This window comes from Paenibacillus sp. PsM32 (genome assembly GCF_030433815.1).
Taxonomy (GTDB): domain Bacteria; phylum Bacillota; class Bacilli; order Paenibacillales; family Paenibacillaceae; genus Saccharibacillus; species Saccharibacillus kyungheensis.
The window spans coordinates 204,074-216,966 of the sequence record NZ_JARUWY010000007.1 but is presented as its reverse complement, the minus strand read 5'-3'; the positions used below and the strand labels follow the sequence as shown (position 1 = coordinate 216,966).

The window sequence follows — 12,893 nt, the reverse complement described above, 5'->3', positions numbered from 1 at the left end:
CCATGATTGGTAAAGGTCTCCCGAAAAATAACGAGTCTTCACCAAAACATGGTAAAGGTCTCGCTAACAATGTTTATCATTGCCAAGCAAAACCGGGGATAAATCCCGTAATGACGACTTTGCCTGTACAGCTACTCCCCTTTAACAGGAATATAGAGTTATGTGGTTAGTAAATCTCTTACAATTCTTACTTAACCATTATCTTGCTAAACAAATCATAAGCAATTTAAGAAAATAAGTCAATTATGTTAATGTAGTCATAGCGTTGATATCAGCATTATTATCGTACATATCACTGGATTGACATAAAATAGGTTTGTTCTGTATTATGCTTTGCTGAATATCAATAATTCGCTGATTACGACTTCCCCGGTAACGCAAAGAAACATCGCGTTGTTGCTCTATAAATCTGCCATCGATCAGTACATCGCATAGATGTAGCAAAGAAACCGCACCCTCTACAGATGATTGGATTAATTGTTCCCATGTGTATCCGCTATAGATCCAGATTGAGAAATCAGGAATCTGCTGACGCACTTGTTGAACAAAAGCAGACACTTCGATAGCGGAGAAGAAAGGATCTCCTCCAGCTATCGTTAATCCGTCTAACAAAGGATTTTGCTTCATTTCGTCTATCAGTTGTTGCTGTAGCTTGTCTGTGAATCGTTCGCCTGCTTGAAACGACCAGGTGTGTCTGCTAAAACAACCACTGCAACCATGGCTACAACCACTGATAAAAATAACAGCTCGTAATCCATCGCCTTCATTGACCGACTCGGGAATATAACCGCAGATATTCATCGTGAATGTTTCAACCGATCCCGCACTTCAGCTTGCTTGGCAGGATTAAATCGAGTCTGATAATCACCAGTTAGATATCCTGTGACACGGCGCAAACGGGCGATAGGTACTTCTAATTCAGAGACACCACACGCAGGGCAATGACTTCCGATAATGCCTTCATGTCCACAACCAGTACACCGATCAATCGGATGATTGATACTAAAATAGCTGATCTGTTGAGCCAGCGCATATTGAATAATCTGGTACATGGCTTTGACATTGTGACGAGCGTTACCGTCTAATTCTATATATGAAATGGCTCCTGCATTACAATAATGGTGAAAAGGTGCTTCTAGCTGGATTTTGCGAGCGGCTGTAATCGAATAATAGACAGGGATATGAAAAGAATTAGTATAATACTCGCGATCAGTTACTCCTTCAATCGAACCATAATATTCACGATCAATGTTAACGAATTTGCCGGATAATCCTTCTGCTGGCGTAGCCATCAATGAAAAATTAAGATTATATTGTTCACTAAGCGCATCACAAGCTGTTCTCATATAAGCAATCAGTGAGAGTGCTTGCTCATATACCATATCGTTTTCCCCGTGATGCTTGCCGTACAAAGCTTTCATACATTCGGCAAGTCCGATAAAGCCAATTGATAATGAACCATGCTTAATACAGTCTTCTACACGATCATCAGGCGCAAGCAGATCGCCACCTTCCCATACCCCTTCACGCATCATAAAGTCAGACGCTTTGGCAGGTTGAGATGCTTGAAGACGGTAACGGTGCAACAGCCCTTGAGCCGCAAGTTCGATATATTCATCAAGTTCTCGATAAAACCCTTGCTCATCGGCAACCGATCGCTGTCCGGTGATTCCATAATCGATGCCTAATTTTACAAGATTGATCGTATTAAAAGAAAGATTGCCTTTGCCAGACAGATGATTGCGTCCGAATCGATCTGCCATTACACGTGTACGACAACCCATTGTTGCAAATTCAGTATCTGGTTGACCTGAAATTTCATGTTCTCGATTGATTGGAGCATCCAGATTTGCAAAATTAGGATAAAGACGACGAGCCGAACAATCGATCGCTTGTAGAAACAGATCATAGTTAACTTCACCAGCTTGTTGATTCACCCCTTGTTTACATTTGAAAATCTGAATAGGGAAAATCGGTGTTTCTCCATGACCTAATCCACGTACGGTTGCAGAGAGTAGACATTGCACAATTAATCGTCCTTCTGTCGATGTACATGTGCCATAGTTAATGCTGGTAAATGGAATCTGTCCGCCACCACGACTGGACATTGTATTAAGATTATGGATAAGACTTTCTGCCGCTTGCAGTGTCTCGACTTTGGTTTCTTCAAGAGCATACTGATATGCACGCGGATAATCAGTAGCTAACACTTGATCATCCATGACTGCATTCTGAACGATCGTCTCAACCATTTCGCTTTCTTCTTGAAAATAGCGAAATCCTTTACGTAGATGCTTGCGAAACGATTTGGTTACATAAGGAGCAAGATCATAATCAAGCTTATTCGCTGCTACACCGCCATACTGCGAATTTTGCTGACATTGAAAAATAATCGCTACTTGCGCCATAGCAGTCATAATCGAATTAGGTGTCCGTAGACTACCGTTGCCACTACTGAATCCATCGCGCAATAATTTATCAAATGGAATAAAGATACAGTTCGTGGTACCCACAGCATAATGATCCAGATCGTGAATATAGATACGATTTTGGGCAACCGCTTCAGCGATTGATTGAGGTAACAACTGGCGTTTGGTATACCATTTCGCATACTCACTACCCAACCGACTCATTTTTCCAGAAAAGCTTGCTCCATTCAGATTAGCATTTTCACGTGCAGATTCGTGTTCACCTTCAATAATATGTTCGCCCATATCGAGTACCGATTGCAGTTCGGATGATATAGGAGGTGTTATGTAAGCTGATTTAGTATGTGGAGTCAAAATAGACATCAATCACACTTCCTCTCGTTAGAATATAAATAAAAATCCAACTCACAGATAAAGCAAAACCCGACATCATAAAGACAACTGGTGTCGGGTAACAGAGATTACATATCGATCAAGTGAAGTCTATCTACAGATCATCACATTTCTAAAATAATTCGTTATTTCAATTATTATCTATATCTAGTTAACACTTTATTAATTTATATCAATATATTGATTATGTAAGTGATAATTGTCTCTTTACCTTTTGGATAAGCAAGGGTATGTAGTCATATATGAACGATCGCAATGATGATAAACATGCATCAAACCGCAGAATGGGTAAACTATATAATAGACGAGTGTAATTTATTAAAGGAGGATACAAAAATGGCTATTGCTGAAGTGACTGTTATTCCGTTAGGAACAGGAAGTACCAGTATTAGTAGTTATGTAGCGCAGATGCAACGGGTATTAAGTGAGCAGACAGGTGTACAGACACAACTAACACCGATGAGTACGATTATTGAAGGTGAGATTGGAGATGTGATGAAAGCGATTCTGGCATTGCATGAATCTCCTTTTCAAGAGGGAGCAGGGCGTGTATCCACATCGATCAAAATTGATGATCGACGGGATCATCCAACATCAGCACAATATAAGTTAGATTCAGTGAATCAAAAGCTACAATCTTAAAAAAATAGAAAAAATGAATTTTAATGCGATTTTTAGGTGCATTTCATAAACTTTTAAGATACAGCGGTTATAGTAATGACATACCCCTTTTGAATATATAAGCATTACTGAACTCCATGGACTGCGACCGTGGAGTTCCTTTTTTTTGAAAGACATTATAAAGCAAGATACCTAAAATTGAAAAATTAATGTTTCTTTCAGGTTCGCCTAAGGTAATATTAAGATGTACCTATTATAATGACTGTAATAACCCCTTTTGAATTACTATACCTTGACCTCAGCGGCTGCGACCGTTGAGGTCTCTTTTTTTGTTTTGACAAAAAATTATAATTTCTGCGTAGATGGATTGGTATCTGATTTGGAGTATTTCCAAAGGGCAATCACAATAACGATCGTTACTAGACTCACAGGAATCCAGCTAAGCAGAAGAGGGGCATGCCGTTCTAACACAGTCGCTACAATAGCACCACACGCATATAGAACAATTCCCAAAATGCGCAACCGGGATTCAGTTGATAATAATCGACTGGTCGACTGTGGATGACCAGACAACAGTTGACGTACATGAGCAACCATATCTTCTACAGCGTTGACCAGATTATTGGTAAGTACAGTTGTAGAAATACCCGCTATACCTAATCGTCTGGCTGCGGTGGTCTGAATCCCCATCGCCATACTCAAACTACCCAGACATACAAATACAAGCGTTTCTGTTAAAGGAAGATAAGCGAGTAGAGCAAAAGTACATAACAAGCCCCATTCCACGATCAATGCTGTAGTCACACGATAGTACCAGAGCGAAGGAGATTTATCGCTTCCGATAATGATTGCGGCGATCATATTGCCGATGACGAATCCAACAAGTGCTGTAAGTACACGTGCAATCGCCAGATCGTGCAAGCGACCGAGCGACATACCGAGCACTACGATATTTCCTGTCATATTTGCTGTAAATACATGTTCTAGCCGCAAATAGCCGATCACATCTACTAATCCAGCAGTAAAACATAAACATAATAATAATACATAACGCAAATGATGCTTAGACATCGATCATACTCCAATCTGAATAAGACATAGAAATCCCCGGGAACCTCACCTGTAAGCAGGTGTAGAAGTTCCCGGGGATGTGTGGGCATAATATCCAAAGGTTATGCCGGTTGATTGCAACCGAAAAGCCATATGTGTAAAAAATATCAGAAATATGTGATAAATCATTATATTCAAAGTTGCCGCGTATACAAAATACACTTCGTAGGAGCACGATTACTATAATCTGCCCAATCTGATGATAATATGGCTGCTGACTGCAGCTATTTTTAACCCGTAACCCCGAATTTGGAAATGGACGGGGACGGTTTTGGTTCGCTCTGTATTACATCTAAGTAACAGTTGAGTCCAAAACAACAAAAGCCCTACCTCTCTCTTGTCCTTGCGGCTCCGATGACCGCGCCAGTGTGAATCGGCAAACTTCAAATTTCTTGGGTTTTAATCATAAAGGAAATTTGAGATGATTCCGGCAGCATACCGAAAAAAGAATGCGAAGGATAAAACCGAGGGTTAAACAATAACAGTAATTATTATACGCTTATTTCAGATAAAAAGCAAGAATTAACTTTTAGACCATAGACTGTATATTTTACAAAAGAAAAAGAACACTCTATGATCTAGAATGTTCTTTTTGTATATATGATCTACGTTAGACTTAGCAGATTAATAAGTTTTGTTGATTGTGATCATGCCGTTACTTACGTTCATGTCCCACTCGAAGTTGTCTACGAACCAACGTACAGGTACAAGTGTTTGTCCGTTACGAGAGATAACCATATCGTTCAAACCTTTACGCATGTTGTCTACTTTGTATACTTTAGAGTTAACCCAGAACTCATAACGTTGGATACCTGTATCCAACCAAGTTGTAGATGTTTCTTTGTTGTAAGATACTTTCATGTTTGCATTCATTGCAAGGTAACGCAATGGTACATATGTAGTTCCTTTATATACAACAGGAGCCATTGGCATAGACATTGAAGCGCCGTTTACCATGTACATTTTACTTCCCATTGTAAATTGAATTACTTTTGTTTTTAATTCAGGACTCATATCTGCTGTTGTAGGTGTTGCTGCGAATGCTCCAGCAGCTGGTAACAATAGGGATAATCCAAGTACAGGTGCTAGCAATTTGTTTAATTTCATGTGTAGTGCTCCTTCGTCTAATAGATATATTTTTTGCTCTCTTACTAACTTATAAACCAATTTACCGATTACTAATCAGCTAATAATTAAAAAAAATGACAATAGAGTAATATTTAGCAGGGAATACAAAAATTAAAGATAAAATCTTGTATACATCAGCTAACAATTCATAAAAACAACACCTTGCGCATTGAATCTGCACAAGGTGTCGCCATGTGAACAATCATGAAGTATAGATATGAAATATGATGCTACCTAGCAAACGAGATATTAATACGTTTTGCTAATCGTGATCGTATTATTATTTACACTCATGTTCCATTCAAAGTTATCTGCAAACCAACGTACAGGGATTAAAGTCTGTCCGTTACGAGAGATAACCATATCGTTCATGCCTTTACGCATGTTGTCTACTTTGTATACTTTAGAATTCACCCAGAACTCGTAACGTTGGATACCTGTATCCAACCAAGTTGTAGCTGTTTCTTTAGTGTAGAATACTTTCATATTTGCATTAGCTGCAAGGTAACGCAATGGCACATATGTTTTACCATTGTATACTGTAGCTTTAGTGCTCATAGTCATCGATACGCCATTTACCATATACATTTTGCTACCAGGTGTAAATTGAATTACTTTTGTTTTCAATTCAGGGCTGGTATCAGCGCTAGTACCATTCGCTCCACCTGTAGAAGGTGTTGTTGGTGGTGTAGCTGGCATATTAGGCATGTTCGGCATAGATGGTGTAGTTGGTGTTGTAGGAGTCGGAGTTGCAGTACCGCCGAATTTGGCAGGGTATTGCATAACGATTGCTTCACTCAAAATGTCTCCAAATCCAAACATATGGTGATAAGCCATACGTTCTTCAGAATAAGCTGTTGTGTAATCTTTAGCTACATAAGAATCGAATGCTTTAAGCAACATTGCGATATGTTCTGCAAGTCCAGATTCAAGAGCAGCTTGAGGTAAGTTAGGGTTGGCATCAGCGAAGAATTTCGCTTGTGTTACTTTGTATTCTGCTAATTCATCAACAGCTTTTTGCTTCGCTGTTGCATCGCCAGCAGCTGTTGCTTTTACATAATCGACAAAGTATCCGATATGAGAAGCCCAGATTGTTTTGAAAGCAGCGCCAGCTTCGTTACCATATACAGAAGCAACAGCAGCACTCAAATCATCTGTGTTTTTGTTAAGTAGAGCAGCGGCTTGTTCAAAATCAGGAGCACCGTCAACTCCTTTTTGCATTGCCCATGCAGCTAATGTTGCATGCTCGCCCAAGATGATACCTAGAGCAGAGCGCAAGTCAGAAGCTCCCATTGTAGACATATCTGTTGCAAATTTGTCAGGATATTGTTTTACAATTGCAGCGCTTAATGTATCACCAAACATAAACATATGTTTGTAAGCTTCATCTGCTGTTGTATATGCTTTTGTATAATCTTTAGCTACATAAGCATCAAATGCAGTCAACAGCATATTGATATGTTCTTCCAGTCCTGCTTCTAGTGCAGCTTGTGGCAAATTAGGATTTGCGTCTGCAAAGAACTTGGCTTGTGTTACTTTATATTCTGCTAATTCGTCTTTCGCTTTTTGTTTAGCAGCGCTATCGTTTGCAGCGGTTGCTTTTACATAATCCACGAAATATCCGATATGCGAAGCCCAGATCGTTTTGAAAGCAGCGCCAGCTTCATTACCATATACGGAAGCAACAGCAGCACTCAAATCATCTGTATTAGCATTTAGAGCAGCGGCAGCTTGATCGAAATCAGCTTTGCCATCAATTCCTTTTTGCATTGCAATAATAGCTAGCAACGCATGTTCTCCAAGAACTTGCCCCAATGCTGAACGAAGATCAGCTTTAGCGCCTTTAGTTGTTGCAGCGGCAGCTCCTGCTGTTGTTGGTAAGATCAATACAACTGCCATTAGCAGAATACCAATCTTAGATAGAACAGACTTGTACATGTTTCCACTCTCCTTAGGTAATTTGGGATCAGTTACATTGTGTTCATCAAACAGGTACTTCATAGAAGAATACGCTTACTTTAGAGCAGTGGATCATCTTTCCTGAAAAAAATTAAAAATGTTTAACTGAATTGTAACCCCTTTGTGACGCATTTCTTAAAAATGTAACAACTAAACTGCTTACTCTAATTTAATAAGCTATTCACTTAGACTTGAACCAAATTTCCAAAAATAAACTTTTAATGTAAATAAAGCAGAGAACCAATAATATTTTTTAAAAAGTCATCCATAGCAAATTTTCTTGCGAAGGTTATAATATAAGGGAACAGGAAAGGAGCCCTTGGATGAACGATATAGCAGAAGACAGAGAACTTATGCGACGGATTTCCCAAAAAGATGCCGAAGCACTTGAATGCATATATGACCGTTATGAACGGGCAGTGTATTCGTTCGCCTATCGGATTGTACAAGACACGATGGCAGCAGAAGAAGTAGTACAAGAATTATTTCTGCGTGTATGGAATCATGCAGAGCGTTACGATCAAAGCCAGGGGAAACTATCTACATGGATGTTTACGATTACGCGTAATATCGCTGTAGATATGTTACGACGCAAATCATCGCGGGCACCTGTTGACCCTACTAAAGATGAAACACTTCGTGGTATACCTGATATGAAGGCCAATACCGAAGAGCAAGTGACGCTGAACTGGGAGCGGCAGCGTATTAAAGAAGCAATGGATGAATTGAGAGAAGATCAGAAGCAAGTGATTGAATCTATATATTTTCAAGGATTGACTCAGCATGAAGTCTCCGAGCGATATAGTATTCCGCTAGGAACCGTCAAGAGCAGAGTAAGACTTGCCATAAGGCAGCTTCACAAGAAGCTTGCTGGAGCGGTGAGGGGGGAAAACTATTTATGAATAATGATAATCAATATAATAAAAATGAACTAAACGATATGATTGAAATGTATGTACTGGGCGGTTTGGATCCAGAAGAACAAGCACAGTTCGAAGCATACATGAAAGAGGATGAACAATGCCGTCTGGCGGTTGAAGAACTTCGGGAGGTGATGGACATTTTGCCATTCGCCGTTGAAGACGTTGCGCCACCAAAAGGTATGAAGAATCGTGTGTTGAGTCATATACTTACACCTAGCCATACAGAACAGACGATATCAGATGATCGGGGAACCACTCCTATAGAAGTGGAAAAATCATCGGATGAGTCTATCGTGAAGCCAGCAGTCGTATACAGTACGCAAGAAGATAAAGCATGGACAAAAGATAAAAACAAAGGCAGATTCTGGCGCATTGCTACTACATTTGTTGCCGCTGCTGCTGTTATTATAGGAGTATATGCTTCTAATTTACGCGGGGAGATTGACAGCTTACAGCAACAATTAGCTATTTCAAGTACGCAGGTGAATAGTCTACAAGGAAAATTAGCGACTGTTTCTATGCCTACACAAGGGCTTAAAGTAGATGAAGCAGTGAAGCTGAATCCAGCTACAGCCGATATTGTTGCCCAGGGACTCGCATCAATTGTTATTGATGATAAGGGAACACATTTACTTGTTCAAGCAGATAACTTACCCAAGCTAAAAGGTAAACAAGCGTTTCAAGTCTGGTTGATTAAAGGTGATGTGAAGCAAAGTGCAGGAACGTTCCTTACTCAAGACGGAACAGGAGCGATGTATTATACATTCAAACCAGAAAATTATGACACCATTGCGATTACACTTGAACCGGATGAAAAAGGGGATCAACCAAGAGGACCTGTTATTCTGGCAGCAGAGATTCAGGGGTAACCAGTTTACTTTCATCTCGTGTTCGATCATATATGTACACCTATAACAAGCGCCCTCCCATTATTGGAAGAGCGCTTGTTTTGTGTATAGGCAACAGAAAAGAATTTGGCTACATCATGTAAGAGGAGGAGACGTAGGATCGATCTCACCTGTAAATAATTTGCGAATATCTTCACGCTTGGCTTTGGGCCCGAGCAGATACACTTTATCACCTGCTAGCAACACAGTATTGCCGCGTGGTGTCAGTATTTCTTCATTACGAATCAATGCAGTGATTAATACACTTTGAGGTAAATGGATATCTTGAATTTCTCGATTGATCATACAACTTCGCTTATCCAGAGTAAGATGGCTAATCTCTGACGTGGTACGACCGGTCGCTACAAGTTCAATAATCGAAGGTTGTTGATCCGGTATATTTTCAGTTAAACCTAATTTGTCAGCGAGCGATGATATGGTCGTTCCTTGAATAAGAGCAGAAGACAGAACGATAAAAAAGACCACATTAAAAAATAAATGTCCATTAGGCACACCTGCTAATAGCGGATACGTTGCTAGTACAATCGGAACAGCTCCGCGAAGCCCTGCCCATGCTACCAGTGTTTTTTCACGAAATGAAAATTTACTAATCAATAGACTGGCATATACCCCAAGAGGTCTGGCTACTAGAATCAATAAGACTGATAAAATAATCCCTTGCCATGCTACAGCAGGTAATTGTGAAGGGAAGACAAGCAGACCGAGTAATACAAACATTAATATTTGCATAATCCAGCCAAAACCCTGATTGAACTGTAAAATAGAACGTCGATACGTTAGATCAGAATTCCCCATCACTAGAGCCATCACATATACACCCAAAAAACCGCTAGCATGAGTGAGTGAACTTACCCCGTATGTAAAAAGTGCGGCTGAAATCGCCAGTACTGGATATAAACTCGCTGTCTCAAAATTAATTTTGTTGATCAGCATTACCGCAAGCTTACCGCAAATAATACCGAGTACCAGTCCAAAACCCATTTCCCAGAAAAATGAAAAGATTTTGCTCCAAATGCTAATCGAAGGATCTTGAATTAATTCGATAAACATAATCGTTAAAAATACCGCCATTGGATCGTTACTACCAGATTCAGCTTCTAGCGTAGACGTGATTTTCTTGCTGACATTTTTACTGCCAAGCACAGAGAAAACGGCTGCTGCATCGGTCGATCCTACAATCGCTCCAAATAATAATCCTTCGGTAAGACTTACCCCTAAAATCAAATGAGCAAAATAACCGATAATAAAAGTAGTTAGCAATACACCTATTGTAGCCAGAGATAAAGCAGGACGAATCACAGGCTTTACCATATCCATCCTTGTCTGCATCCCGCCTTCAAACAAAATAATGACAAGTGCTAATACGCCGAACCATTGAGTGATAAAAGCATTATCATAATAAATAAAACGTCCGAGTCCCATACCAGCTAGTATAAAAAACACAAGTGCAGGCATCCCGAAACGAGAAGAAAATTTGGTGGAAAGCACGCCAATCAGTAGAAGGCTTCCAAGAAGTAAGATCAAATTACTGGTCATTTCTGTTGTATGCATAGGCAAGCCCCTTTTTATCGTAAAATATATCTATAGTTATATATTAAGCTTTTATATATAAACGAAATCATCTTTATAAAAACATCAACTTTTAAACAGGTAGAACCGAAATAAATAAAGTAAGAATCAATTGCTAGTTTATCAAGTGACGTATTTAGGAAAAGAGGAGACTACTTTGAAGTCATATCGAACGTTCCTCAAGCAAATTTTATTGAACTATATTATCGGATCGGTGATTGCAGTCGCTGTCGTTGGCGGATTATTTGTTTTAACAACGGTTGATGCACCACTCTTACAAAATATAAGAATGGTTGGCATTATGATGTTTTCGTTTGTCGTGATGTTAGGGCTTGAAAGTATTGTCTTTAGACATCATATCCGTACGATTCGTGAAGCATGTGTGATTGATTTTCCAACAGAAGAAATGATCAAACGCGCTTATATCCAACTACATAAATTTCCCAAGCTATCGGTGTATCGCATTATGTTGCCACACTTTTTAGGATTAACTGTGCCGGCATTGATACTGATGGTTATTTGTATGGGAAAAGGTTGGATTACGTTACCCACCTACTATTTGTGGATTGGCGGCGCAGGAGCGTTAATGGTAGCGAGTATGCACGCTTTTATTGAATTTTTTCTAACAGCGTCCGCGATTCGTCCGATGTTGATCCTGATGAAAGAACGTCTGCATCGTCTGTATGGCAAAGACATTTTGGAATTAGGGCAAGTTCATGTATCGGTTCGTCGTAAATTTCAATGGAGTATTTTTTTGATCGGTGTGTTTCCATTAGTGTTATTTAGTCTGGCGGCGCAGATACGCTTGCAAGAAATGACAGGCATGCAAAGTGGTGAATATTGGAGCTGGGCAGGTGCTGTTATTCTAGTCAGTATCGCTTTTAGTATTGTCGGGGCACAGTTACTGGCAAGAGATGTAGAGCATCCTATTCGTAATCTGTACAGCGAGATGGAACATGTCAAAAACGGTGATTTTAGCGGAGAAGCGGAAGATTATTATTCCGATGACTTTTCGTTATTGATTTCTGGATTTAATCATATGATCAAAGGATTACAATTGCGTGATCGTCGTAGTGCTCAATTGCAGGATAGTTATTTTGCTACATTAGCGGCGGCGCTGGATGCGCGTGATCCCTATACAGCCGGACATTCGTTACGTGTAGCTGAATATGCTGTGATTATTGGTGAAAATGCTGGTCTAAGTACGTATGAATTGGATCGCTTACGCAAAACAGCTTTGCTTCATGATATCGGTAAGATCGGGATTACAGATTCGGTATTGCTCAAAGACGGTAAGCTGACAGATGAAGAATTTGATCAGATCAAAAAACATCCGGCTCTAGGCGAAAGTATTTTACAACAGGTCGAACCGAAAGATGCGATGCAACCGTATTTGCCAGGTGTACGTTCTCATCATGAGCGTTATGATGGCAAAGGCTATCCTGACGGGTTACAAGGTGAAGATATTCCGTTATTCGGACGGATTATTGCTGTAGCGGATGCATATGATGCGATGACATCGAACCGGCCTTATCGTAAAGGAATGCCTTCCGAAAAAGCGATTATGATTTTGGAAGAAGGACGGGGAACTCAGTGGGACCCGCAATTTGCTTCGATTTTTATTGATAGTTATCGTAAGAAAAAAGAGCTGATCTCCTAAGGGATCGGCTCTTTTTTTGGTTGGGTGATGATTGAGATATTTGTTAATTGAAGTAGAAGAAGTCGCGCTTATAGTGCCAAGCGCTGGATGTAAGATATTTTGCTATGCAAAAATCATTATTGATTGAAGTAGAAGAAGTCGCGTTTATAATGCCAAGCGCTAGATGTAAGATATTTTGCTGTGCAAAAATCAT

General features: G+C 39.8%; 10 protein-coding genes. 4 read left to right on the top strand and 6 right to left on the bottom strand.

Going from position 1 to position 12,893, the window contains the following annotated elements:
• Positions 1 to 243: 243 nt before the first annotated feature.
• Both nrdG and QCD85_RS15250 read right to left on the bottom strand, forming a co-directional pair.
• On the bottom strand, positions 244 to 801 hold the full coding sequence (gene nrdG / locus QCD85_RS15255; RefSeq protein ID WP_301263137.1) for an anaerobic ribonucleoside-triphosphate reductase activating protein: 558 nt from the start codon (positions 799 to 801) through the stop codon (positions 244 to 246).
• Complete coding sequence (locus QCD85_RS15250; RefSeq protein ID WP_301263136.1) at positions 798 to 2,792, bottom strand: anaerobic ribonucleoside triphosphate reductase; 1,995 nt, start codon at positions 2,790 to 2,792, stop codon at positions 798 to 800. The genes nrdG and QCD85_RS15250 overlap by 4 nt, the downstream gene beginning before the upstream one ends.
• Positions 2,793 to 3,158: 366 nt before the next feature.
• Here QCD85_RS15250 and QCD85_RS15245 point away from each other — a divergent pair, with 366 nt between their 5' ends.
• Complete coding sequence (locus tag QCD85_RS15245; protein ID WP_273614657.1) at positions 3,159 to 3,464, top strand: MTH1187 family thiamine-binding protein; 306 nt, start codon at positions 3,159 to 3,161, stop codon at positions 3,462 to 3,464.
• Between the two features lie 324 nt (positions 3,465 to 3,788).
• On the opposite strand, the gene QCD85_RS15240 is transcribed toward QCD85_RS15245, so the two are convergent.
• From QCD85_RS15240 to QCD85_RS15230, 3 genes are all read right to left on the bottom strand, one after another.
• On the bottom strand, positions 3,789 to 4,514 hold the full coding sequence (locus QCD85_RS15240) for a YoaK family protein (RefSeq protein WP_301263135.1): 726 nt from the start codon (positions 4,512 to 4,514) through the stop codon (positions 3,789 to 3,791).
• Between the two features lie 663 nt (positions 4,515 to 5,177).
• Positions 5,178 to 5,660, bottom strand: coding sequence for a copper amine oxidase N-terminal domain-containing protein (locus QCD85_RS15235; RefSeq protein ID WP_273614659.1), 483 nt, complete (start codon positions 5,658 to 5,660; stop codon positions 5,178 to 5,180).
• Between the two features lie 270 nt (positions 5,661 to 5,930).
• Complete coding sequence (locus QCD85_RS15230) at positions 5,931 to 7,619, bottom strand: copper amine oxidase N-terminal domain-containing protein (RefSeq protein WP_301263134.1); 1,689 nt, start codon at positions 7,617 to 7,619, stop codon at positions 5,931 to 5,933.
• Between the two features lie 374 nt (positions 7,620 to 7,993).
• On the opposite strand from QCD85_RS15230, the gene QCD85_RS15225 reads away from it, so the two are divergent.
• Positions 7,994 to 8,542, top strand: coding sequence for an RNA polymerase sigma factor (locus tag QCD85_RS15225; protein ID WP_301263133.1), 549 nt, complete (start codon positions 7,994 to 7,996; stop codon positions 8,540 to 8,542).
• Entirely contained in the window at positions 8,539 to 9,432 is an 894-nt protein-coding gene (locus QCD85_RS15220; RefSeq protein ID WP_273614662.1) for an anti-sigma factor domain-containing protein, read from the top strand. The genes QCD85_RS15225 and QCD85_RS15220 overlap by 4 nt, the downstream gene beginning before the upstream one ends.
• A gap of 114 nt (positions 9,433 to 9,546) precedes the next feature.
• Here QCD85_RS15220 and QCD85_RS15215 read toward each other — a convergent pair whose 3' ends face one another.
• Positions 9,547 to 11,022, bottom strand: coding sequence for a potassium/proton antiporter (locus tag QCD85_RS15215; protein ID WP_273614663.1), 1,476 nt, complete (start codon positions 11,020 to 11,022; stop codon positions 9,547 to 9,549).
• 175 nt (positions 11,023 to 11,197) lie between these two features.
• On the opposite strand from QCD85_RS15215, the gene QCD85_RS15210 reads away from it, so the two are divergent.
• Positions 11,198 to 12,700, top strand: a complete 1,503-nt coding sequence (locus tag QCD85_RS15210) for an HD-GYP domain-containing protein (protein WP_301263132.1) — start codon at positions 11,198 to 11,200, stop codon at positions 12,698 to 12,700.
• The last annotated feature ends 193 nt before the right edge of the window (positions 12,701 to 12,893 follow it).